Here is a 24,741-nt window from a genome sequence, read left to right as displayed (position 1 = left end):
ATTTAATCTCTTAAAGAAGTGATAATAGACCTGACTACTGTTATTAGACAACATATGCTAATTGCAATTGGGTAACCTAATAAAGCTAAAGTAAATCCAAATGCAAATATCACTAAAGGTGTATGCAATGCTTCTTGGATACTGAATGCTTCTTTTATATTATCCTTGTTCTCGTCGTTGATTTTTAGCAATGATTTTGACATTATAAATAAAATAATATCTGCAATAATAAAGTCTAATCCCTATAATGCTTGTGGAATGAATGAATTTGGATTATTAGCTACAAAGATTGTTAAATATGGAACCAAAGAGAATACAAGCATTAGCAATATATTCAACCATATTATCTTACTATTGATTTTTTCAACGTGATTATAGATTAAATGATGGTATTGCCAAAGGTTAGCACATACTAAAAAACTTAGCAAATATGCAAAATAAGATGTCCTTAAGGCCCAAAGTTATGCAAGGGTTGGGGCTGCTGGTTGAGGCAATTCTAAAACTAGCACAGTTACAATGATTGCAATGATTGCATCATAAAGTGCTTCGAGCCTACCTGTTTCCATAAAATTTTCTATAGCCATAATTATTATTTTTTATCAAAGCATATTTATACATTTCCAATACACTTTCACGCTTCAATTAAATTGCTTGAGACTTATTTTTTACTAAAACTCCGATATAAGCAAGTACAGCAGATACAATTATGGCAAGCAATGTTGGACCTAATGGAATTGAATCAAGTCCTACAGTCACTTGATAGACAATAAATCCTGCAAACCATGCAAATAGGTTCCAATACCAGGTCTTTGCATTTCCACTCTCCTCTTTTGAAAGATAAAATGAAACCAGAAGCACTGCTGCCATTGGGGCAAACACTGAAGCGATAAGATATAAAAATCCAATGTAATGATCCATGATTCCAGAAATGGCAAGTACACAACTTAATATGCTCACTACAACTCCTGCAATTCTAGGATTGATTCTATTAACGATAGCTTTTGCAGATTCTCCTGCTGAATTTGCTGCTACAAAGTTGGAAGTTACAGTTGAAAGCACTAGGATAATCACTCCTGTAGCTCCAAGACCTGCCATAAGTATTGACTGTGCAATGCTTGTTGTTCCAATTCCAACGATTTGCATACCTAAAATGTACATCCAAAGGCTTGCTATAGTGTATGCAACTGCAGAAATCATTGTTCCGTTGACTGGATTTTCAACATCCTTAGTATAGTCTGAAATTACCGGAAGCCATGAGATAGGCATAGCTATTGATATTTCAAAGATGTTCCAAAAGCTTAACGGTGCTGAATTTGTGCTTGCAAAGGATGCAATAGGCAATGAATTTGTTATGTTTCCTCCCAATAGCTTAAAGGATAGGATTGCCAACAATATTGTCAGCACCACCATCATTACAGTGGTTACTTTTGATAAGCGGTAAAGTCCAATATAAACCCATATTGCAATGATTAGAGAGAATTATGCATGTTAAAGTGAAGGATATCGGCAAATTCAATCCCATCATAGCTGCTGCACCTTGGGCATTCAGCACAGCGACCCATGCTATAAGCTGCATCACATTCAACGAAGAAAAGAATTTGGAACCATATTCCCCAAAAGTAGATTTGATGGTCTCCATAGCATTCACTCTTAGGCGTGCACCTACCAATCCAGTGAAAAATAGCAATATTCCACCTATAATGTGTCCAAGCACCAATGGAAGCCAAATGGAATCAATTGGAGATGAAGAAGCAAGTTGTATCCCTGCTTCTATTTCTGAAACAGAGACTGCAACCCCAAACCAGATAACTCCATTTGAAAAAAGGCCAGTACGATTTTCCATAGTATTCCCCTTTAAAATTAGTTAATTTAAAGGGTTTTTAATAGATTATACAGTTCTGGAATTGCTTGTTCAAATTTAACTCCATATGTATGAGTCTTATCCCCAATTGTTTTTTCAATTGCCTTTTTAGTAAATTCTCCAGCCACTTTTGCTGCAGATGAAGGGGATTTTCCTAACATTACAGATCCTACAAATGATGAAGCAAAGACATCGCCAGTACCATGACTAACATAGTCTATTTTATCATTGTATACGATTTCAATGGTTTCCTCTTGCTTATCTAAAACAATCATTTTCATTTTCTCATCGCTTTCATAACCTTTTAGGATAACATATCTTTTAGTGAATTGTGAAAGCTCTTTAGCCATTTCAAGCATTTCCTCTTTTGAAAATGTTTCCTTCCACGGTTTGTGAAGTATATAGCAAGCTTCAGTTGTATTAGGAAGAATGTAATCTCCTAACTTACAAAGTTCTCCCATTGCATCTGCGAATTCCTGGTCAAACCCATTGTAGAACTCTCCATGGTCTGCCATAGCAGGGTCAACGAAGACCAGTCCATTGTCATTTAATCTTGAGTCTATAATGTCTTTAATGTAATCCAATTGTTCTTTTGATGCAATAAAACCAGTATAAATGGCATCAAAGGATATTCCTTCCTTTTCCCAATGTTTTCTAATTTCAGGAAGGTCTTCAGTTAAGTCTCTCACAGTAAAGTCTGTGAAACCTGAAGTATGTGTAGATAGAACCGCAGAAGGAAGAACTGCAGTTTCTATTCCAAAAGCAGAAATTACAGGAAGTGCAACAGTTATTGAGCACTGCCCATAGCATGAAATATCTTGAATAGTTAAAATTTTTGTTGTTTTACTCATTTTCTCAAACCTAATCTCATTTTAATAATTACAGTTAATTAGTATTTTATTTTTAGCATATAATAATTTTCGTAATTAACTTAATTAAATCTTGAAATAAAATTTATATCAAATGTTATATCACTTATGATATTCAAAACTATCGTTAAAGGGGTTAATTATAATAAAAGAAGTTGTAAATAGGTTTTTTCGATATTGTTTATTCTACATTATTGAGTATAGTAAATATTGTGTCCATTGCATCAAGAAATTTCTTTTTATCTTCTTCATTCAGTTTTGATACAATATCATTAAAAACCTGATTACTTATTTCAACATGTTCATTTAGGAATTCTTGTCCTAATTTACTAATAGATACAAGGTTTGCTCTTTTATCATTTGGATTGCTGACAGTTTCCACATATCCATCTGAAATGAATTCTTTTAAAATCAGTGAAACATGCTGTTTAGATATGTTCAATTCCCTTGCAATTTCTGATGCCTAAGCAGATTCAACTTCTGAAAGAAATACTAACACTTCAACTTGAGCCCTGCCATATTTTCCTTTGAATGAGGACCAAAAGGCAGCAGTAATCTTTTTATTAAATATGCTTCCAGTTTTAAAAGCCAATTCTGCATTAGTCATAGAAATTTCACCTATAAAAATATTGGTTGTTAATCTTATTAAAATTTTTGATAAAAATTTCTTTTTATTTTTTACCAGGTTCTAGAACTTAGTTCACGGAATTGACCAACAGTAGGTACGTGTGAGTTCATACCACCATCAACATTGATGATTTGTCCAGTGACATATGCGCTTTCATCTGATCCAAAGAAAACACAAGCATGTCCGATATCTTCTGGGCAACCATATCTATTTACTTCAATATTGCTAAGGAAGATGTCTTTTAATTCCTGTGCAACAAGAGCTTCATTTTGTGGGGTTATGATAAGGCCTGGACGAACACAGTTGCAACGAATGTCATCTTTACCATATTGGAGAGCTACGCAAGAGGTTAACATATCAATACCTGCTTTTGCACATGCATATGCTGTTGCACCGAGGTCCCCTCCGGTAGATGCCATAGAACCAATATTGACAATTGAACCTCCTCCATTTTCCTGCATGTATGGAATAACGGTTTTTATTGCAAAGAATGTTCCTCTAAGGTCACTGGTAAACATAGCATCCCACATTTCAAGAGTTAGTTCAGTTACAGAACCGTCTTGGAGGCTTACATTAGCTGCATTGTTTACGAGAATGTCGATTTTTCCACATTTTTCATTAACATCTTTGAACAATGTTTCAATTGAAGAAATATCGTCAAGGTCCATAAAGTGGAAGAATGCTTCTCCCCCTACTTCTTTGATTTCATCAACGATTTCTTGACCTCTTTCTTCTCTTCTTCCACAGATTACAACTGTTGCACCTTCTGCAGCATAGAGTTTTGCAATACCGATGCCTATCCCACTTGTTGAACCTGTTACAATTGCTACTTTATTTTCTAAACGATTCATGATATCACCTAATTTAGTCATATTTTTATGACTATTATTTTTAAATATATTTTAATAATTTATAAATTTTTTTAAATTTTTTAAATAAAATTTTTAAAATTTTTATAATAGAATTAATAAATTAATTATGATTAAAGATAATTTTTAAGGAGTTATCAATTTTTTATATAAATTTATTTTCATATGTGATTTTATGATTGAATGCAGAAATATTTCTAAAGGAAAAGCAGAAGGGGAATTAATTGTATCTGGTGAGGCTATCAGTTTTTTAGGTGGAGTAGACCCTGAAACTGGTGTAGTCATTGACCCAAATCATGAACTCAAAGGGGAATCCATTAAGGATAAGGTGCTTTTCATTCCAGGAGGGAAAGGCTCTACTGTCGGGTCTTATGTAATATTCCAAATGATGAAAAACAATACCTCTCCTAAAGCAATTATTTGCCTAAAAGCAGAACCTATTATAGCAACTGGTGCAATCATGTCTGATATTCCAATGGTGGATTCTCCATCAAGCGTTGAAGAATTGGTAAATGGACAAATGGTTGAAGTAGACAGTGATAACGGTAAAATAACTTTATTATAATTAATTTAATTTATTTAATTTATTTTGCACGGATAATTAGTTGGATTATTTTTATTTGATTATTTTATATTGATTTATTAGAGATGAAAAAAATGTCTTCTATTTATATTAAAAATGTAAACATCATCAATCCTTTTAGTGAGGAACCTCTTGAAGAGCGTCATGTATTAATTGAAAATGGCAGAATCAAGTCATTGCATACAGAGGAATCTTCCCTTTACAAAGACCATATTGTAATAGATGGTGAAGATAACTATCTTTTGCCAGGTTTTATAGATTCACATGCCCATGTCATGGCAAATGGATTTCATAAAGAGGATATGATGAAAGATCCTTTATCCTATTACTTTTATAATGCTATTTCAAATATGAATGCAACCATTGACGCAGGTGTCACTACAGTTCGTGATACAGGGCTGGCAGACATTGGAGTAAAAATGGCACAGGAAAAGAAGATTTTCCCAGCTCCAAGATTGAATATTTCAATAAAGCCTTTAGCCATTACAGGAGGGCATTTTGACCATTATCTAAATTCAGGATTTGATATGGAAATTGCATATCCTGGTTTTCCAGTAGGAACCTGTGATGGAATTGAAGGAGTTTTAAGGAAAACCCGTGAAGTCATTAGGGCACGTGCTGATTTCATCAAGATCATGGCAAGTGGGGGCATTCTATCTCCATACACTTCCCCAGACATTGCACAATTCAATAAGAAAGAGCTTAAAACAATTGTTGATGAGGCTGAAAATCATAATTTGAAAGTAGTTGCCCATTGTCATAGTTTGGAAGGAATTGAAAGATGTGCGAAAGCGGGTGTAAAATCCATTGAACATGGTACTTTCATTGATAAGAAGATTTCACAGCTACTTGCCAAAAAGAGAATGTATCTAACTCCAACATTGGTTGTACACCACACATTAATTAAAGAAGGTTTCCCAGTTTGGGATAATTTTGCAGATGACAAGGTAAAAAAACTTAAAGAAGTTGTTAAAATACAAAAGGAAAACATAGCTACCGCTTATGAAGAGGGAGTGAGTTTCCTAATGGGTTCTGACTGTGGTGTAATAGACCATGGAAGAAACCTCGGTGAGTTGAAATACCTTGTTGATGTAGGATTAAGTCCACTTGAAGCTATTCAAGCAGGAACAATTGAAGGTGCAAGATTCTTCAATCAGGAAAATGACTTAGGTTCCATTGAAGTAGGTAAAATAGCGGATATGATTATTGTAAAAGAGAACCCAATTGATAAAATTGAGTCTTTAGAAAATAATGATAATATTTTGACTGTAATTCAAGATGGAGAAATCCTAAAGCATAATCCTATTTTTTAAGCAGCTTAAAAATAGTTTTTTAAATAGGGATGAAGTTAAAATCAGAAAAATAACTTATTTTTTTAAAAAAATAAGAGATAATAAAATTATTATCTCTTAAAAATTCCTTTAATTTTGTCCAAGATACCAGTAGTAGTAAGAACAGTCACACCGATATCGTAAATGTCTTTAGCTCTTGCTTTATCTACTCCTAGTTTCTCAGCAATCAAGTTAACTATCACGTCTTCCGCTCCACCACCTGCGGTGAAGTTTTTTGTGCAAAAATATCGCTAACGATATTTCCTTGGTCTTCTGTCAAGTTAGCTTGCTTCATAAGTTCTTGAATAAGATCTGCGTTAGGCATGATAAATTATTTATATTTAATACCATACTATTTTTTTAATATGAGGGTATTTTTCTATTTTTATGAATTGTTTTCAATTTATCTATAAATTCTTGAATATTGTTTAAAATACTATTTATAAGATATTTAGGCATACCAAAACTTTATATTATGTTTCGATATATATAATTATATAAAACAATAATAGATTATATATTAAGAATTTAAAGGTGAAAATATGGCAATCGATAAAAAAGAAGTAAAAGTCGTCGGAATGCACTGTCCTTCATGTGCAAAAGCAGTTGAACTTTGCATGATGGATTTGGATGGTGTAGAATCTGCTGTTGTAGATTTAGATGCTAATAAAGTAGAAGTCGAATATGACAATGAAAAAGTATCCGATGTGGACTTAGCAGGTGCTGTTAAGGAAGCAGGATTTGATGTAGAATAATTAAAATGGTTTTTTAAACTATTTTTTTTATTTTCATTAATTTTTCTGTTCATATTCCGATAATTTATTTATAATTTTATTTATTTCAAAAACTAATTTTTTCAGATGATTAATTGGGAGGAGTAATATGGCTCAAAAAGAATTGGATATTCCAGTGGATGGCATGCACTGCTCATCCTGCTCATTGCTTGTAGAAAAATCACTTGGCAAGCTTGAGGAAGTGGATTCCATCAATGTGGATTTGAATACAAACAAGGCACATATTGTCTTGAATGATAAGATTTCTCCTGATATAATCGATAAGACCGTTGAATCAGTTGGATTTACAGTTCCAAAAGATGAAGTTGTAATTCAAATTGATGGCATGCATTGTGCATCCTGTGTAAACAATGTTGAAAGATTCCTTCCACGTGTTGATGGTGTTGTGGAGGCAAATGCTAATTTGTCCAATCAAAAAGTCACCATAAAGTATTATAGGGATATGCTTAATCTCAAGGAGATTCAAAAGACCATTGAAATGTTGGGATTTGAATATCTTGGCCTTGATGGTGAACTTGATGTGATGGATGAAGAGGAAAGATATCAAAAGGATCTAAGAGGCAAATTATATAGAATCATTGTAGGTCTTGTATTTGCAGCAATTTTAATGGCTATAATGCACTTCCATATAATGATTCCTCCACTCACTATGGGTCAACTTTCATTGATTATATCTATTTTTCCATTTTGTTATGTAAGCTATCCAATTTTAAAGGCAGGATGGAATTCCCTTAAGCATAAAAACTTGGATATGGATGTAATGTATTCAATGGGTATTCTCGTAGCATTTGTATCAAGTGTATTGGGTACTTTTGGCATTGTTCTCAATTCAAGTTTCATGTTTTATGAATCTGCAGTGATGTTACCTTCCTTCTTGACAATAGGTCGTTATCTTGAAGCAAGGGCTAAAAGAAAAACATCCTCTTCAATCAAAGAGCTTATTGGTTTACAACCAAAAACAGCTACTTTAGTAACTGTTGATGCAGAAGGAAATCCAGTTGAAAATGAGATAGGTATTGAAGATATCAATATCGGTGACATCTTGCTTGTTAAGCCTGGTGAGAAGATTCCAGCAGACTCCATTGTAGTTGATGGTGAAAGCTATGTAGATGAGGCTATGATTACAGGTGAGCCTGTTCCTAAGCTTAAAAAGGCAGGAATTGATGTTTTTTCAGGAACAATCAATCAGGATGGGGTATTGAAGATTGAAGCGCAAAAGATTGGTTCAGAAACAGTTTTATCTCAAATCACTCAACTTGTGGAAAAGGCACAAGGGTCTAAACTTCCTGTGCAAAGGCTTGCAAATAAGATAGTGACTTGGTTCATACCAGTTATCTTAACAATAGCTATCATTGTATTCCTATTATGGTACTTTGTTGCATGTTCTGGCTTGCTGTTTGCGCTCACATGTCTCATATCCGTGCTTGTTGTTGCATGTCCATGTTCACTAGGTCTTGCTACTCCAACTGCAGTTACTGTAGGTGTTGGAAGGGCAGCTGAATATGGAATACTCATTAAAAACGGGGAAACCTTGGAAAGCTCTAAGGATGTTGATGTATGTGTATTTGATAAGACAGGTACAATCACTGAGGGAAAACCTGAAGTTGCTGACATTGAAAGCTTTGACATAGATGAGGGCAAATTCCTTCAAATATTGTCAAGTGTTGAAAACAATTCAAGCCATCCAATTGCAAAATCCATATTAAACAGATTCAAAGCAGACAATATTAAATTGGCAAATGAAGGAAAAGAAGACCTTAAATTATTGGATGTGGAAGACTTTGAAAATGTCACAGGTAAAGGTTTAAAGGCAAATGTATCAATTGACGGTGCCGATTCTTCAGTACTTGCAGGAAACCTTAAGCTTATGGAATCAGAAGGTGTGGAAGTTAGTGAAGAGGTCTTAAATAAGTTCAATGATTTTGTTTCAGATGCTAAAACAACCATTGTAATGGCAGTGGATGGTGAAGTCAAGGGAATAATCACTTTAATGGATAAGATTAAAGGCAGTTCCAAATCAGCCATTGATCACTTGCATAAGATGGGCATTGAAACATATATGCTTACAGGAGACAATGAAAAAACCGCTTCCACTGTGGCGAATGCAGTTGGAATTGACAATATAATGGCAAATGTGCTCCCTAATGATAAGCTCGATAAGGTTCGCCAACTTCAAAAGGAAGGAAAAAGAGTCTTGTTTGTTGGAGATGGAATCAATGATGCTCCTGCATTATCTCAAGCGGATGTTGGTGTAGCTATGGGCAATGGTACAGACATTGCTATGGAAAGCGGTGACATTGTCATTATGGAAGGGGATCTTGAAAATGTGGTTGCTTCAATACAGTTCTCTAAAAAGGTCATGAAAAGAATCAAGGAAAACCTATTCTGGGCATTTGCATATAATATGATACTTGTTCCTATAGCTGCAGGTATACTTTATCCTATTTGGGGCATAGTTTTTCGTCCAGAATGGGCAGGCCTAGCTATGGCATTAAGTTCAGTTACAGTAATTAGTTTGTCACTATTGCTTAAACGTTATGTGCCACCAATTAAAAAACAAGTTGCTTAGTTATTTCATTGTTTAATTAATCGAACTTTTAATTAAATGGATGGAATTTTATTTTCTATTTTTTAATCTTATTTTTATTATTCTTATTTTTTATTAATCATCTTTTTTTAAATCATCAGCATTTTCATCGTTATTGTTTTTGATTAGCTTTTCCAATTCTTCAAATCTCTTATTGAAGTGTCTTGAGAGAAGTGCAGTAGTTAATGTTGCAGTACCTACTCCTGATAGGATATATCCTCCCCAAACAAGGAATAGGCTATTCAATTTACCTATAGGGGTGTCTCCTAATACCGCATAACCATTACTTGTGAATGCATTTGAAACCATTACCAATGAGTCTAATAAATTTTTTCCTTCTGCAAAGGAGGTAAAAATAAAACTTACAAATACAAGTCCAAATAACAATAAGATACTTATTCCCAATCCATTTGATTCAGTGAAATGAATGAATTTGCCATAATAGACTTTAATTACATAAGCCAATCCTATAAAGTGGACAGCTAATAATATCACTAATAATATTGCAGGGTCATCAAGGGTAGAGTGTAGCAATGAAGATAGGAGGATTAAGAATATCATGATTATTTTTTCTGTTAGGGTATCTTTTTTAATTGCCAAACAGCCTATCAATGATACAAGGACATCATAGAAAATAAAATGCCTGTAAAAGTCATCTGATGACCAAAACACTAAGGATAAAGGATATCTACAAAACAAAGTGTTATGATGATGAGATAAAAGACTTGTTTCAATGTTTGAGTCTCTTCTTTAGGCAAATATTCTGTTGAGTTCAATAATCTCTTATGCCTATTTCTCTTGAGATATTTGAGTATATATGAACTCACTAAATAAACTCCAAAGAAAAATGCAATTCCTAAAATATGTATATTATTTATATAGCCATGTATACGAGTTGTGTTTCACTAACCATTAATTTTCCCCACTTAACTTCTCAATACTAATAATCATGATTTTATGAGTAATTAACTTATGTATTATCTTAAGTTAATTATTCTTCTGAACTTTCTTTTAGCTAATTTTAAGCTTTGGTCAAATGTTCTGAATCCTAATTGTATTGTAAGTAAAATAGGGATGATTTCCAATCTTCCTATCCACATTAGGAATATTAGCATTATTTTAGGGATTGTTGCTAAGTTTCCATTGATCATGCCAGTGCTTAATCCAACATTACCTATTGTGGATGTAACATCAAACAATGAATTGATAGGGTCATTTGTATAGAAAGTCATTATTACCCATGACACAATTAAAAACATTAGATAAACTGATATATAGGATGAAGCTTCTTTTATTTCCCTTTGAGTAAATGTTCTGTTGGCTATTTTTGTATTCACGACCCTTTTAGGAGCAATTACATTTGTAACGGTAAGGTTTATGCCTCTAAGGAATGTAATTACCCTAATTATCTTTACAGCACCTACAGTTGATCCGGAAGAACCGCCCATCACCATCAATACCATTATGATAATCAATGAAGCAGGGGCCCAGGAAGCCAATTCACTGGAACTTGCAATATTTGCGCCTGTTGTTGTCACTGCTGAGACTATATGGAATATTACATTCATTGGAGTCATGTGAGTTATTGCCGCAATTAATATTCCACTGATTATGATGCTTAAAATGATTGCTTGGGATTGTATATCTTTTATTATGGATTTTCCCTTTGTCTTGATTATATTATAATGGACTGCAAAACTTGTAGCTCCCAACAGCATTAGGGCCATTGTGATTAAATAGACAAGATTGCTGTTATAGAATCCCACATTCGCATTTTTTATTGACATTCCTCCAGTGGAAATAGTGGTAAAAGTAAGATTTACGGAGTCAAAAAGAGGGAGTCCTGCCAAAAGATATAGGATGATACCGAATAAAGTGTAAATAAGATATATTTCTATTGTCTTATTAAGGGTATTCTTAATGTTTGGCTTGATCTTATCGTCTCTTGCCTCTGATTTATACAATTTGAAAGCAGAAGTTCCAGGTTTGATGAGAAGGCTAATGAAAATAATTACTACACCTAATCCTCCAATCCACTGTTCAAGGCTTCTTAAAAATAGTATTGATTTTGGCAACACTTCCACATCATTGAACATGGTCAATCCACTTCCTGTCCATGCGGAAATGTTTTCAAAAAAAGCGTCTATAAATGAAATGTCCAACATCAGCATCATTATGATGGCGCCTACAAATCCTGCCCATAGCCAAGCAACACTTGATATGAACATTCCATGCTTGAATTTAAGCTTATCGTACTGCTTAAACTTTTCAGCAAATAAAAAACCTAATCCAATTGATAGGGCTGGTGGAATCAAGCCAATAATGTATGAATGTTCAAGGTAGTAAAGGTCGATGAATATTGGTAGCATCAATATTGCACCTATTCCCACCATAATGTATCCAAGATAATGCAAGATGATTTTTATATCTTGTCGTGATAAGTAATTTATCCTCATAATTCCGCCTTAATAATTAATGGATTTGGACTGGATTTCTAATGAATTCATTCCTTAATTTGCTTTTTTATCATATTATAAAATAAATGAATTAAAAATTAAATCGATTATTTTTAAAAAGATTTATCTTTTTAAAAGTATATTGAATAATGTTTATAATTATATTAAAACATTATTTAAATTTTTTTATTGATTCCCCAATTTTCAAGATATTAAAATAATGTACATTTTTATACAACAAAGATTTAAATAGTACATTATACATAATAAAGTATACATTATTAAAATATTAATATTATAAAGGAGATTAAAAGTGTTTTTTCCCAATATTGAAGAAGCAAAAGAAATAGCTAAGGGCCCTTCATATAAAAGGATTCCAATCAGCTATGAGATATTTTCAGATACAAAAACTTCCATTGAAGTTTTAAGAAGACTTAGGATCTTAAGCAATCATTGCTATATGCTTGAAAGTGTAGAGGATTCTAAAAATTGGGGAAGATACAGTTTCTTAGGTTTCAATCCTATTCTTGAAATTACCTGTCAAGACGGCAATCTCTCCATTAAAGGCAAGTCAAGTTTCAGTGATTGTGAAATAGAAGATGATGAAGACAAATGCTTTAAAGTCAAAACTGATAATCCTGGAGAGTATATCAGAGAAATTGTGGAAGAGAACAAATCCCCAAAGATTGAAGGGATGCCTCCTTTTTCAGGAGGGCTTGTAGGATATTTCTCTTATGATTACATTAAATACAGTGAACCTTCACTTATCTTGGATGCACAGAATCAGGATGCATTCAAGGATGTTGATTTGATGCTTTTTGATAAGGTAATTGCATTTGACAATTTTAAGCAAAAGATTGTTGTCATTGTTAATATGGAGATAAGTGAAGATCAAAGTTTCATTGAAGAAAACTATGCTGAAGCATGCAAATCCATTTTGGACATAGTGGATATCATTAAGGCAGATAATATTGTGGATTTGCTTGATGATGATTTCAATCATCATTTAACCAATAGGAAGACATTGGAAGCTAGTCAAAAAATGAAGGAAATAGATTCCTTGGAAGAAATAGATAAGATTAGAAAGGAAATTACCAAGCATTTGCCTATTGAACTCAAATCCGATTTCAGATACTTGTTTTCAAAAGATGAATACTGCGAGATGGTGGAAAAGGCAAAGGATTACATTACAGAAGGAGACATATTCCAAGTTGTGCTGTCAAATAGGATTGAAGCGGATATTGAAGGAAGCCTATTTGATGTTTATAGGGTGTTAAGAACTACAAACCCATCTCCTTATATGTTCTATTTCTCAAGTGATGACATAGAGATTGCAGGTGCAAGTCCAGAAACCCTTGTAAAGCTTGTTGACAACCAGGTCTACACTTTCCCTCTTGCAGGAACAAGGCCAAGAGGAAAGACAGTTGAAGAAGACAGATTACTAGAAGAGGACTTGCTTGCCGATGAAAAGGAATTGGCTGAACATAATATGCTCGTTGACCTAGGAAGAAATGACATTGGCAAAATAAGTGAAATTGGCTCTGTTAAGGTAAATCGATATATGGATATTGTAAGGTTCTCCCATGTGATGCATATAGGATCAACTGTTGAAGGAATTCTAAGAGAGAATTATGACTACTTATCCACAATTGATTCAATCCTTCCCGCGGGTACATTATCCGGAGCCCCAAAGATAAGGGCTTGTGAGATAATCAATGAGCTTGAAGACAATAAGAGAGGAATTTATGGTGGAGCTATTGGATACATCGATTTGACAGGCAATCTAGACACTTGCATTGCAATCCGGATTGCATTTGCAAGGGACAAAAAGGTTTTCATAAGAGTTGGTGCAGGCATTGTTGCAGACAGTGTTCCTGAGAATGAATTTGTAGAATGCAACAATAAGGCAAGGGCAGTTATGGATGCTTTAAGGATAGCAAATGGAGGGATAGAATGATTCTGCTTATAGACAATTATGACAGCTTTTCATATAATCTATTCCAATTGATTGGTGAGGTCAATCCAGATATAATGGTTTTTAGGAATGATAAAATTAGCATTGATGAAATAAGGGCTTTGAATCCTGAAGCAATCATATTGTCTCCAGGTCCTGGAAGATGTGAAAATGCAGGAATCTGCATAGATATAGTTAAGGAATTATACAGTGAATTTCCAATATTAGGTGTCTGTTTAGGTCATCAGGCAATCTGCACAGCATTTGGAGCTAAGGTTTCCTATGCAAAAAGACTGATGCATGGAAAATCTTCAAGAATTTCCTTAGATTCAGATTCCATTTTTGAAGGATTGCCAAATGAGATAAGCGTTGGAAGGTATCATTCCTTAAGCTTGTTGGAGGATACCCTTCCAGATTCATTGGAAATCATATCAAAATCAGAGGATGATGGTGAAGTCATGGCTGTAAAGCATAAGGAATTTGATGTTTATGGACTACAATTTCACCCGGAATCAATATTGACACCCGATGGATTAACAATTATAGAGAATTTTTTAAATAAGGTATAGTAATTGATTGTTTAAAAATATTATTTTAAATAAGGTATAGTAAAACTGATTAATTGAAGACATTATGAATTTTTAAAAAGCAAGAAAAGTGATTTTTATGATTAAAGAAGCAATTTTAAAGGTATATAAACATGAAGATTTAACTTATGAGGAAGCTTATGAGACAATGGATGAGATCATGAGCGGAAAGGCAAGTGAAGTTCAAATGAGCGCATACTTAACAGCAATGTCAATGAAAGGTGAAACAATTAATGAAATCACAGCATCTGCTGAAGCTATGAGGGCTCACTGTGTAAGATTATTGAATGAGGAGGAAGTCGTTGAAATCGTTGGAACTGGAGGGGATGGTTCAAACACATTCAATATCTCCACTACCTCTTCCATTGTGATTTCAGCTGCAGGTGTTCCAGTGGCAAAGCATGGAAACAGATCAGCTTCAAGCAAATGTGGTGCAGCGGATGTGCTGGAAGAATTAGGAGTCAATATCCATATTAGTCCTGAAAAAAGCTTAAGTTGCCTAAAGGAAATAAACTTATGTTTCCTTTTTGCTCAAAACTACCATCTCTCAATGAAATATGTTGCAGGTGTTCGTAAGGAACTTTCCATTAGAACAATATTCAATATTTTAGGGCCATTGACAAGTCCGGCAGGTGCTTCAATGGAAGTTTTGGGAGTATATGAAATGGAGTTATTGGAGCCTCTTACATATGTTTTGAAGAATTTGGGAGTTAAGTCTGCAATGGTCGTCTATGGATTGGATGTGATGGATGAGATCTCTGCAAGTGACAAGACCGCAGTATGTGAACTAAAAGATGGCAAGATAAGAACATATGAACTTTCTCCAGAAGATTTCGGAATGGATATTTCTTCTAAAGAAGATCTTGTTGGAGGGGATGCAAAGGAAAATGCAGAAATCACATTAGCTGTCTTAAATGGGGAAAAAGGCCCAAGAAGAAATGCGGTTCTCTTAAATTCCGCTGCAGGATTCTTTGTCGCAGGTAAAGTTGATTCATTGGAAGATGGAATCAAGTTGGCTGAAGAGGTCATTGACTCTGGCAAGGCATTGAATCAGCTTGAGAGATTCATTGAAGTTACAAATAGATAAATACCTTTGCTTACTAAATAGATGATTATATGCTAGATAAGATTGTTGCAAAAACTAAAGAGAGATTAGTTGAATCAAAGAGGAATAGGTCTTTAGATCAAATAAGAGAGGAAGTATCAAAACTTGATGCCAATGATGATTTTCCATTTAAGAAAGCCTTAAAAGACCATGAAATTGCAATCATTGCGGAAGTCAAGAAAGCTTCTCCTTCAAAAGGATTAATTGCTGAAGATTTTGACTACATTAAAATTGCTAAGGATTATGAGCAATCAGGGGCTTCTGCAATTTCAGTTTTGACAGAGCCATACTTTTTCAAAGGATCTAACGATTACCTTAAGGAAATTGCTGAAAATGTTCGCCTTCCAATTTTAAGAAAGGATTTTACAATTGATGAGTATATGATATATGAAGCTAAATCATTAGGGGCTTCAGCTATTCTTTTGATTGTTTCAATACTTGATGATGTTCAATTGAAGGAATATTTGGACTTGGCTCATGAATTAGGTCTTTCTGCAATTGTTGAAACTCATGATGCAAAGGAAATCAGAACTGCAATGGATGCAGGTGCAGAGATCATCGGTGTAAACAATAGAAATTTAGCTGATTTCACTGTTGATATCAATAATAGCGTTAATTTACATAGATTAGTTAGTGATGATATATTGTTCATTTCTGAAAGTGGAATTAAAACAGCTGAAGATGTAAGGAGATTGAAGGAAAACAATGTTGATGCAGTTTTGATTGGCGAAACCTTAATGAGAAGTGATGATAAAAAAGCTATGATTGCGGAGTTAAAGAATGGTTAAGCTTAAGGTTTGTGGAATGAGAAGGTCTGAAGATATAGAAATGGCAAATAGTTATAAGCCAGATTACATTGGATTCGTTTTTGCTGAAAGTCCACGTAAAGTCTCATATAATCAGGCTAAAGAATTGTCCGGTCTTTTAAGTGAAGATATTGTTCCTGTAGGGGTGTTTGTAAATGAGCATATGAAACTCATTGTAGACTTGTTCAAGGATGGAATAATAGAAATGGCTCAGCTTCATGGAGATGAAGATGAAAAGTATATAAGGGATCTAAAAGATAAATCAATTGAAGAAACTGGAAAACAAATACCTGTTATAAATGCAATTGAAATAAAAGAAGGTGCTGATTATGATGATGAGTTATTGAAGTGGCGAGATTCAGCATCTGACTATTTTATATTAGACAGTGGAAAAGGCTCTGGAAAAACATTCGACTGGAGTCTTATAGATAAAGAGAGTGAATTCTTTAAAAATTCCATTTTTCTAGCGGGAGGTTTAAACAGTGAAAACCTGGCTTTAGCTATTGGGGAATTCAATCCATTTGCAGTTGACTTAAGCAGTTCCGTTGAAACGGATGGATTTAAGGATGAAAAGAAAATCAAGAAAATCATTGAAATTATGGAAAATTATAGATAATATATTATTACTAATAAATATTTGAATTTTATAATGAGATAGAATTGGAGATAAAATATGAGCAGAGGACGATTTGGAGTTCATGGTGGCCAATACATGTCTGAAACATTGATGAATGAACTCCTGAACTTGGAAGAGCAATATAATCATTTTAAGGAAGATCCTGAATTTGTAGAGGAATTAAACACTCTATTGAAGGAATATGCAGGAAGACCTTCATTATTGTATTATGCAAAGAGAATGACCGAAGATCTCGGTGGAGCAAAGATTTACCTCAAGCGTGAAGACTTGAACCATACTGGAGCTCATAAAATAAACAATGTGCTTGGTCAATGTCTTTTGGCTAAAAAGATGGGAAAGACCAGAGTCATTGCAGAGACAGGTGCAGGTCAGCATGGAGTGGCTACAGCTACTGCAGCAGCATTATTGGGTATGGAATGTGAGGTCTTCATGGGTGAAGAGGACACCAAGCGTCAAGCATTGAATGTATTTAGAATGGGACTTCTCGGAGCTAAAGTGCATACTGTAACAACCGGTTCGAAAGTGCTTAAGGATGCAGTGAATGATGCATTCAGAGAATGGATTTCAAGAGTTGATGACACTCACTATGTAATTGGTTCAACAATGGGTCCTCATCCATTCCCAACAATTGTAAGGGATTTTCAAGCGGTAATCAGTGAAGAGATAAAAGAACAGATATTGGAGCTTGAAGGCAAATTGCCAGATATGGTCATTGCCTGTGTTGGTGGTGGAAGCAATGCTATGGGTGCATTCTATAATTTCCTGGAAGATGAGGAAGTAAAGCTTGTTGGTGTGGAAGCTGCAGGAAAGGGAATTGACACTGAATTTCATGCAGCAACAATTGCTAAAGGGGAGCTTGGAATTTTCCATGGGATGAAATCTTATTTCTGTCAAGGAAACTATGGTCAGATTTCTCCAGTTTACTCTATCTCTGCAGGACTTGATTACCCTGGAATCGGTCCAGAACATGCTTATTTGCATGATATTGGAAGAGCAGAATATGTTTCAGCAACTGATGATGAAGCAGTTGAGGCATTTGAATACTTATCAAGAATGGAAGGAATCATCCCCGCTATTGAATCATCACATGCAATAGCACATGCCATGAGAATTGCAGGTGATATGGATAAGGATGATATAATTGTCATCAATGTATCAGGCCGTGGAGATAAGGATGTGGCAGCTATTGCTCGTTATAAAGGAGTTGAATTATACGAATAATTGTAGGAGTGTTTGAAATGAGTGATAATAAAGATATAAAGATTGCTGATGCATTTAAGGATGGAAAAGCATTTATCGGATTCTTGACTGCAGGAGACCCTACAATTGAAAAGACTGTAGAGTATGTTTTGGCTATGGAAGAGGCAGGATGTGACTTGGTTGAGATAGGAATTCCATTTTCAGATCCTGTAGCTGAAGGCCCTGTCATTCAGGAAGCGAATATCAGAGCGCTTTCAAACAATACAAATACTGATGATGTTTTTGAGGCAATCAGGCAAATCAGGGAAAAGTCAGATGTTCCTTTGGTGTTCCTGACTTATATCAATCCGGTATTCTACTATGGCTATGACAAGTTCTTCAAGAGATGCCAAGAGCTTAATGTATGTGGAATTATTTCACCTGATCTACCATATGACGAGAAGGATGAAATTCTTGATGTTACTCAGAAGTATGGCATTGACATTATCAGTTTGATTGCACCTACTTCAAAAGAGCGTATTCAGATGATTGCAAGGGAATCAAGCGGATTTATTTATGTTGTTTCATCATTGGGAGTCACTGGAATGAGAAGTGAGATTAGGACAGACTTAAAATCCATTTTAGAGGATATTAAGGAAGTTACTGATGTTCCCGCTGCAGTTGGTTTTGGTATAAATGCTCCGCAGCAGGCAGAAAATATTGCAAAAGTGGCTGATGGCGTTATTGTAGGAAGTGCAATTGTTAATATTATTGCAGAGCATGGAGAAAATGCAAAAGAGCCTCTTGCAAATTATGTCAAGTCAATGAAAGATGCTATTTCCTAACATCTTTCTTTAATATTTTTTATACTTATTTTCTTTTAATTTATTTATCTAACTTTTTCTTAAATTTATGATTCATTTATCATTTTACTAAATTTTTTTAATTTTATCTAATCTACTAATCTTTTCTATTTTTTTGCTATTTCTAAATATTTCATCTAACTTTAACTAAATGCAAAATTTATAATAAATGTTTTTTATATATTAACAAAAATTATTAACAAAATAATTATGTGGATATAAAATAAAAACTAAAATATTATGGAGTTAAATCATGCATTATACTGGAACAGTTTATAGAAATCCTTATGAGCCTCCTTCTCCTTTGCTTGAGATTACCCAAGGATGCAGTCATAATAAGTGCAAGTTTTGCAATATGTACTCTGCCGTTAAGTATAACCCTTCTCCTATGGAGTGGATTGAAGAGGATTTGGCTGAAATTGCATCTTTTTATCCTGAAACCAATCGTTTGCAATTGCTTAGTGCGGATCCTTTTGCATTAAACTTTAAGAGATTGGATGCAATTTGTGATTTGGTGCACAAGTACTTGCCAAACATTGAAATAATGACCATGGCAGCACGTGTAGACAATATAACTGACAAGACTGTTGAAGAACTAAAGATACTCAAGGACAAGGGAATATTGGAGTTGAATATCGGTGCTGAAAGCGGTGATGGCTGGACCTTGGATTTTGTAAATAAGGGTTACAAGTCTCAAGATATTCTAGAGCAATGTGAAAAATTGGATAAGGCAGGGATTGAATATTGGCTAACATTCTTGAATGGGTAGCTGGTCAGTCCCATACAAAAGAGCATGCTCTAAATTCTGCAAAGATATTCAGTCAGGCTAATCCTACCGTCGTAGGTACAGGAGGGCTTGTCTTATTTGAAGGAACCGGTTTATTGGGATTGTATAGAAAAGGCAGATTCCAGCCATTGTCTGAGAAGGGACTTATGGAAGAGTTGAAACTTTTCATTGAAAATCTAGACTTTGATGGCAGATTTATCACTCATCATACAATTTCAATGGATTTGAATAATGTGAATTTTAGAGAAAACAAGGAAAACATATTGAAATCTCTTCAATACGGCATTGAAAATTTTGATTTGGACAAGTTATCTGAAATCAGATCAAGCAAAAGAGGTTTGTAATAAGAGGATTTCTAATAAAGTGAGTTGTAATAAAGTGAGTTGTAATAAGGGGATTTGATGGATATCGTAGCTATTATGGGTTCTCCAAGAAAGCATGGAAATACAGACATGCTATTGGATGAAATGATTAAAGGTGCAGAAGAAAAAGGACATAATGTCAAGAAGTATTATATCAGTGATTTGGAGGTTCATCCTTGCCGTGCATGTGGAGTTTGCATGCAAGGAAAAGATTGTGTCCGTGATGATGGGTTAACAGTAACTCATGAAATCGCAAAGGCAGATGGGCTCATTGTTTCAAGCCCTATCTATTTTGGCCAAATGACTGGTGCATTGAAGGTTCTCATTGACAGGTTTTATGGCATAACACACAATCCTTTGATTCCATTATCCGGTAAAGTTGTGCTTATTTTCACTCATTTAGGTCCTGAAGGATATTATGACTCTTACATTGGGCTTTCAAAGATACAGCATTTCATGATGAATATGGGTTATGAAGTGATGGATGTCTTGGATGTTGGAAGTTTAGGTGATGTAAGGACTCAGCCAAAAAATTGAAGGAAGCTTATGAAATTGGAAAAAGGTTCTAATCCTCAGTTATTTAATTAAATTGAAAATTAGGTGCCGAATTCCTCTCTCACTTTCTTGATTGTATATCTTGCAAAGGAGAAGTTTAAGATACTTGCAAGGATTCTTCCTGTTGCAAGGCCTGTCCAAATACCGACGAGTCCCCATCCTAATGCTATTCCGAGAGTGTATGTTGCGGTAACTGTAAAGATTACTTCTCTGATGATTGTCCACATCAAGCTCATGGTTCCCTTACCCATTCCTTGATAGAGGAAACTTGAAGTCATTCCCGCTCCAGTTAGTGGAAGGCAAAGGCTAGCTATTCTCAAGAATCTTGTAATCTCTGGAACTAAAACCGCTGTTTCTTTTGTGTATGCAAACAATGTTGCAAGCTGTGGTGCAAATGCAACAAGTATTATTGTAACAGCTGTTCCAAATGCTACACCAAATTTAACACCATATAAATGAGCCCTTGATAGATAATCTCCGTTTTTAGCACCATATGCGCTTCCTGAAACAGCAGCAACTGCACTACCTATTGCTGTAAGAGGCATTATTGCAAAGAGGTATAACCTTTGTCCTGAAGTGAATGATGCAATACCGTATTCTCCTCCAATTGTTGAGATGAAAACCAGATATAAGCTTACTGCAAGGGACATCATGAACATGTCCATAGATGCTGGAATTCCTACCTTCAAGATGTCTTTAGTTATTTTTAAGTCGAATTTAAACTCTTTTAAGTTGACATTCACATAGGTGTCCTTTTTGATTAGTATCCAGTACAGGATTACTGATGCAGATCCAAGAGCACTTACAATTGTTGCAAGGGATGCTCCTGCAGAACCTAAGCCCATTACATAAATGAAGATAGGGTCAAGAATGGCATTAAGGACTACAGAGACAATCATTGCATACATTGCCCTTTTCATATCACCTTCACCACGAAGGATACCGCTTCCTCCGTTACCGAACATGAATGCAATAAGGCCTAAAAATAGAGGGGTTCCGTATTTAATACCTTCAGCAAGGTTTTGTCCGCTTGCCCCATAAGTTCGAAGCAAAGGTTCCTGAACGGATAATAGGATTACTGTAAGTATGATTGAAGCCACTAAAAATATTAAAAGAGCATGTGCTGCAGATTTATTGGCACCTTCATGGTTTTTAGCTCCTACAAAACGACTTATACTACTTGTAGCACCACTTCCAAGACCTACGCTCACACCATTCAATATCATGAAAATAGGTGTTACAAAACCGATTCCAGCTATTGCAGCCTGTCCAAGTCCTGCTACCCAAATACCATCTATGATATTGTAGGATGCTGTAAGTAGCATGGATATCATGATTGGAATAGCAAGCTTTTTAACTGCTATTTCCGGTGCTCCTCTCATTAGTTCTACATTTTTATTTGCCATATTAATCCCCAATCTTTAATGATAATCATTATTTTAATATTTCCTCTGTTTTTCTAGCTATTTCTCTTAATTGGTCTTTTGCATAGTCATCTAATTTGTCTATTCCAACCTGTTCTTCCCAATTATTCAAATCATTTTCTAATAGAATAGCTAATTGTTCTCCTTTTTTCGTTATATTTAAGATGTATTTTCTTCTATTATTTTCATCAATGACTCTTTCAACATATTCATGGTCTTCCAATTTTCTTAAAGCTTTAGCTATTGTTCCTTTGCTTTGACCAAAAATAGTCGCCAAGTCATCCTGAGACAAATTTTTCCTTTTATAGATTTCCATCAAATATTGGCCTTCATGAACCATATCTATATGGTTTGGGTTTTTCTGGGAATATCTTAATTTATTTCTTGATATGTGATGTATCAGTGCAATAAAAGGCATTGAATCAAATTTATCCCGCTGCATTTTCTTTGCTGTCATATTTGATAGTTGGATTTTGAAATATATAAATGTTTCCTAAGAAACTGTTTATCACTGAATGATATTTGGAATATTAAAATTTTTTTAAAAGAAGCTAAAAATAGAAAATAAATTATTTAAAAAGAGTTTGCTGGCCCTTAGATGAGTTATTGATTCTCCAATCAATTTCTTCTAAATTGTTTTCTTTGAGGAATTCATTAGCTAATTTGAAATGATTGCATCCAAAGAATCCTCTTCTTGCAGAAAATGGGCTTGGATGAGATGATGTGAGCACTAAATGATTAGGATTATCAATTAATTCCCTTTTGAGCTCTGCCTGTTTTCCCCATAACAGGAAAACGATATGATGATTCTCTTGGTTTAAGATGCTTATTACATTGTCTGTAAATGTTTGCCATCCGCATTTGCTGTGTGAGTTTGCATTTCCCTCTTCGACAGTGAGTACAGTATTGAGTAAGAAAACTCCTTGTTTTGCCCAGGATTCAAGGCATCCTGATTCTGGAATTGGATAACCGTATTCTGATTCTATTTCCTTAAAGATATTTTTTAGAGATCTTGGGATTGGATGTCCTTCAGGTGTTGAGAAAGCAAGTCCATGTGCCTGTCCTTCTTCATGATAGGGGTCTTGGCCTAATATGACAACTTTCACATTGTCTATTGGACATAGCTTGAAAGCATTGAATATTTCATCTTTTGGAGGGTAGATTGTTTTGGTTTTGTATTCTGCTTCTACAAATTCTTTTATTTCTTGGAAGTATTCCTTTTCAAATTCCTCTTCTAAAACATTATCCCAACTGTTTCCAATCATAAAATCACTTTTTTAATATGCATTTTTATGTAAATTTCAAATATTTTTTATTTATTATTTCTTTCCAGTTACCTTATCCAAATATGGAATCTTATCTAAAATAGATAGAATTGCTAAACTGATTGCTGTTGTAAGAATCACTAAAAGAGGTATCCAAACCAATGAGCTGCCTTGAGTGAAATTGATGAATTTTATTAAATTGATTTTTATGCAATATAAAACCAAGTAATGAATAAGATAAATTCCATAACTGTAATTGCTTATTGTTGTAAATGCATTTCCTAATTGATTATTTTCCATACTAATGAATGCTTTGGTCTTTGATAGGTATTTAAACAGCAAGAACGCATTTGCAGACATGAAAAGTATCAATAGATTGAAATAGCTTAATCTAACGAATTGATGTACTAAATGAGACCTTGGAACTACAAAACAGAATATGTACCAAAGGTAAGATCCTATAAATAACAAAGTTGTGGTTGCGATAAGATATTTTCCATCAATTCTTTTTTCCAAGAAGTCACATTTTGCCAAGAAGTATCCAATTATTATATAAGCAAGGAAAGAAAGGTAATATGTTAATTGGGGAGTATATGGATTGATAATGTAGTAATGGCTCAAGCATATGTAAATTACAGAAAGAATTGCTAAAATTGTGATGAATTTCTTATTGAAATCATTTATGTTCATATCTAATTGCATCACTTTGTTTATTATGAATATTCCAACATAAGCTATTATAATCATCCAAACGAACCAGAAATGAACTCCCAGTGTTCCCGCTGTTCCAAAGACTATCTTAAGTGCACTGTCTAGGTTAAATCCATGGCTCATTGCGCTTGTAAATATTATGTAAACCAATACCCAAAACAGGAAAGGTATGAATAGTCTTGATAATCTCTTTTTAAAGAATTTTATTAAAGTGTCTTTTTTACCTAAGAGCAAGGCTCCACTAAGCATTACAAAAATAGGGATTGAAAAGTCTCTAAAACAGTCGAAGAATACAGAAATATAAAGATTAGGGCTATTTATATCTCTTGATACGTATGAAACTGAGACATGGCAGAATACGATTCCAATTATTGCCAATGCTCTAAGTACATCGTAATAGAATATTCTTTTTGAGGGTGTTTTAGATAATTCAGTGTTTTTAGATTGATTCATAGGATTACCAAGAATTATTTTCTCAATAATCTTTATATTTTTAAAGACTTTAATAATTTTCTAGTATGATACTGC

The 24,741-nt window shown here is 34.2% G+C and carries 29 protein-coding genes and 1 pseudogene; 14 read left to right on the top strand and 16 right to left on the bottom strand.

Features of this window, described 5'->3' with window-relative positions:
* Positions 1-2 precede the first annotated feature (2 nt).
* The 8 genes and pseudogenes from VW161_RS00515 to VW161_RS00480 form a co-directional block, all read right to left on the bottom strand.
* Complete coding sequence (locus tag VW161_RS00515; RefSeq protein WP_304088655.1) at positions 3-203, bottom strand: hypothetical protein; 201 nt, start codon at positions 201-203, stop codon at positions 3-5.
* A gap of 39 nt (positions 204-242) precedes the next feature.
* Positions 243-566 (bottom strand): annotated as a pseudogene (locus VW161_RS00510) (TMEM175 family protein).
* Between the two features lie 76 nt (positions 567-642).
* Positions 643-1,410 carry a hypothetical protein gene (locus VW161_RS00505; protein WP_304105196.1) on the bottom strand — a complete coding sequence of 256 codons (768 nt, stop codon included), beginning with the start codon at positions 1,408-1,410 and terminating at the stop codon, positions 643-645.
* Complete coding sequence (locus tag VW161_RS00500; protein ID WP_304103340.1) at positions 1,370-1,843, bottom strand: cytosine permease; 474 nt, start codon at positions 1,841-1,843, stop codon at positions 1,370-1,372. Before VW161_RS00500 ends, VW161_RS00505 begins: the two co-directional genes overlap by 41 nt.
* A 26-nt stretch (positions 1,844-1,869) precedes the next feature.
* Positions 1,870-2,712 (bottom strand): pyridoxamine kinase, encoded by an 843-nt coding sequence (locus VW161_RS00495; protein ID WP_304088664.1) that lies wholly within the window; start codon positions 2,710-2,712, stop codon positions 1,870-1,872.
* A gap of 199 nt (positions 2,713-2,911) precedes the next feature.
* Complete coding sequence (locus tag VW161_RS00490; RefSeq protein ID WP_304088684.1) at positions 2,912-3,184, bottom strand: MarR family winged helix-turn-helix transcriptional regulator; 273 nt, start codon at positions 3,182-3,184, stop codon at positions 2,912-2,914.
* Positions 3,185-3,193: 9 nt separating this feature from the next.
* Entirely contained in the window at positions 3,194-3,337 is a 144-nt protein-coding gene (locus VW161_RS00485; protein WP_304088667.1) for a hypothetical protein, read from the bottom strand.
* A 71-nt stretch (positions 3,338-3,408) separates the two neighbouring features.
* Positions 3,409-4,209: an SDR family NAD(P)-dependent oxidoreductase gene (locus tag VW161_RS00480; RefSeq protein ID WP_304088670.1), complete on the bottom strand. Its 801-nt coding sequence runs from the start codon at positions 4,207-4,209 to the stop codon at positions 3,409-3,411.
* 193 nt (positions 4,210-4,402) lie between these two features.
* Between VW161_RS00480 and VW161_RS00475 the strand changes: the two genes are divergently transcribed.
* Both VW161_RS00475 and VW161_RS00470 read left to right on the top strand, forming a co-directional pair.
* Positions 4,403-4,792, top strand: a complete 390-nt coding sequence (locus tag VW161_RS00475) for a DUF126 domain-containing protein (protein ID WP_304088673.1) — start codon at positions 4,403-4,405, stop codon at positions 4,790-4,792.
* A 92-nt stretch (positions 4,793-4,884) separates the two neighbouring features.
* Entirely contained in the window at positions 4,885-6,123 is a 1,239-nt protein-coding gene (locus VW161_RS00470; RefSeq protein WP_304088675.1) for a metal-dependent hydrolase family protein, read from the top strand.
* Positions 6,124-6,212: 89 nt separating this feature from the next.
* On the opposite strand, the gene VW161_RS00465 is transcribed toward VW161_RS00470, so the two are convergent.
* Positions 6,213-6,344, bottom strand: coding sequence for a hypothetical protein (locus tag VW161_RS00465; protein WP_304088677.1), 132 nt, complete (start codon positions 6,342-6,344; stop codon positions 6,213-6,215).
* A gap of 339 nt (positions 6,345-6,683) precedes the next feature.
* Between VW161_RS00465 and VW161_RS00460 the strand changes: the two genes are divergently transcribed.
* Entirely contained in the window at positions 6,684-6,896 is a 213-nt protein-coding gene (locus tag VW161_RS00460; RefSeq protein WP_295607308.1) for a heavy-metal-associated domain-containing protein, read from the top strand.
* A 127-nt stretch (positions 6,897-7,023) separates the two neighbouring features.
* Positions 7,024-9,504, top strand: a complete 2,481-nt coding sequence (locus tag VW161_RS00455) for a heavy metal translocating P-type ATPase (protein ID WP_304088681.1) — start codon at positions 7,024-7,026, stop codon at positions 9,502-9,504.
* Positions 9,505-9,597: 93 nt separating this feature from the next.
* Here the strand turns inward: VW161_RS00455 and VW161_RS00450 are convergent, their stop codons facing one another.
* From VW161_RS00450 to VW161_RS00440, 3 genes are all read right to left on the bottom strand, one after another.
* Positions 9,598-10,194, bottom strand: a complete 597-nt coding sequence (locus tag VW161_RS00450) for a hypothetical protein (protein WP_304089156.1) — start codon at positions 10,192-10,194, stop codon at positions 9,598-9,600.
* Entirely contained in the window at positions 10,194-10,349 is a 156-nt protein-coding gene (locus VW161_RS00445) for a hypothetical protein (protein ID WP_304089158.1), read from the bottom strand. The genes VW161_RS00450 and VW161_RS00445 overlap by 1 nt, the downstream gene beginning before the upstream one ends.
* A 150-nt stretch (positions 10,350-10,499) precedes the next feature.
* Positions 10,500-11,978: a TrkH family potassium uptake protein gene (locus VW161_RS00440; protein ID WP_304089160.1), complete on the bottom strand. Its 1,479-nt coding sequence runs from the start codon at positions 11,976-11,978 to the stop codon at positions 10,500-10,502.
* Positions 11,979-12,291: 313 nt separating this feature from the next.
* Here VW161_RS00440 and VW161_RS00435 point away from each other — a divergent pair, with 313 nt between their 5' ends.
* From VW161_RS00435 to VW161_RS00390, 10 genes are all read left to right on the top strand, one after another.
* Positions 12,292-13,935: an anthranilate synthase component I family protein gene (locus tag VW161_RS00435; protein WP_304089161.1), complete on the top strand. Its 1,644-nt coding sequence runs from the start codon at positions 12,292-12,294 to the stop codon at positions 13,933-13,935.
* On the top strand, positions 13,932-14,501 hold the full coding sequence (locus VW161_RS00430; RefSeq protein WP_304089162.1) for an anthranilate synthase component II: 570 nt from the start codon (positions 13,932-13,934) through the stop codon (positions 14,499-14,501). Before VW161_RS00435 ends, VW161_RS00430 begins: the two co-directional genes overlap by 4 nt.
* A 97-nt stretch (positions 14,502-14,598) precedes the next feature.
* Entirely contained in the window at positions 14,599-15,606 is a 1,008-nt protein-coding gene (trpD, locus tag VW161_RS00425; protein WP_304086679.1) for an anthranilate phosphoribosyltransferase, read from the top strand.
* A gap of 29 nt (positions 15,607-15,635) precedes the next feature.
* Complete coding sequence (trpC, locus tag VW161_RS00420; protein ID WP_304086682.1) at positions 15,636-16,412, top strand: indole-3-glycerol phosphate synthase TrpC; 777 nt, start codon at positions 15,636-15,638, stop codon at positions 16,410-16,412.
* Entirely contained in the window at positions 16,405-17,046 is a 642-nt protein-coding gene (locus VW161_RS00415) for a phosphoribosylanthranilate isomerase (RefSeq protein ID WP_304086685.1), read from the top strand. The genes trpC and VW161_RS00415 overlap by 8 nt, the downstream gene beginning before the upstream one ends.
* A gap of 57 nt (positions 17,047-17,103) precedes the next feature.
* Positions 17,104-18,288, top strand: a complete 1,185-nt coding sequence (trpB, locus tag VW161_RS00410) for a tryptophan synthase subunit beta (protein ID WP_304086688.1) — start codon at positions 17,104-17,106, stop codon at positions 18,286-18,288.
* A gap of 17 nt (positions 18,289-18,305) precedes the next feature.
* Entirely contained in the window at positions 18,306-19,091 is a 786-nt protein-coding gene (gene trpA / locus VW161_RS00405) for a tryptophan synthase subunit alpha (protein ID WP_304086691.1), read from the top strand.
* Positions 19,092-19,362: 271 nt separating this feature from the next.
* A complete protein-coding gene (locus tag VW161_RS00400; RefSeq protein WP_325192631.1) occupies positions 19,363-19,878 on the top strand; it encodes a radical SAM protein in 516 nt (171 codons plus the stop codon).
* Positions 19,854-20,240: a hypothetical protein gene (locus VW161_RS00395; RefSeq protein WP_304086696.1), complete on the top strand. Its 387-nt coding sequence runs from the start codon at positions 19,854-19,856 to the stop codon at positions 20,238-20,240. The genes VW161_RS00400 and VW161_RS00395 overlap by 25 nt, the downstream gene beginning before the upstream one ends.
* Positions 20,241-20,297: 57 nt before the next feature.
* A complete protein-coding gene (locus VW161_RS00390; RefSeq protein ID WP_304093579.1) occupies positions 20,298-20,795 on the top strand; it encodes a flavodoxin family protein in 498 nt (165 codons plus the stop codon).
* Between the two features lie 59 nt (positions 20,796-20,854).
* Here the strand turns inward: VW161_RS00390 and VW161_RS00385 are convergent, their stop codons facing one another.
* From VW161_RS00385 to VW161_RS00370, 4 genes are all read right to left on the bottom strand, one after another.
* The gene (locus VW161_RS00385; protein WP_304086701.1) at positions 20,855-22,219 is read right to left on the bottom strand and encodes an MATE family efflux transporter; all 1,365 of its coding nucleotides are present in this window, start codon (positions 22,217-22,219) and stop codon (positions 20,855-20,857) included.
* A gap of 28 nt (positions 22,220-22,247) precedes the next feature.
* Positions 22,248-22,694, bottom strand: a complete 447-nt coding sequence (locus tag VW161_RS00380; RefSeq protein WP_304086706.1) for a MarR family winged helix-turn-helix transcriptional regulator — start codon at positions 22,692-22,694, stop codon at positions 22,248-22,250.
* Between the two features lie 112 nt (positions 22,695-22,806).
* Entirely contained in the window at positions 22,807-23,502 is a 696-nt protein-coding gene (gene ung / locus VW161_RS00375; protein ID WP_304086709.1) for a uracil-DNA glycosylase, read from the bottom strand.
* 54 nt (positions 23,503-23,556) lie between these two features.
* On the bottom strand, positions 23,557-24,666 hold the full coding sequence (locus VW161_RS00370; RefSeq protein ID WP_304086712.1) for an acyltransferase: 1,110 nt from the start codon (positions 24,664-24,666) through the stop codon (positions 23,557-23,559).
* Positions 24,667-24,741: the final 75 nt, after the last annotated feature.

The organism is Methanobrevibacter ruminantium (genome assembly GCF_016294135.1).
Lineage (GTDB): Archaea > Methanobacteriota > Methanobacteria > Methanobacteriales > Methanobacteriaceae > Methanobrevibacter > Methanobrevibacter ruminantium_A.
This window is presented reverse-complemented; position numbering and strand designations above follow the sequence as displayed.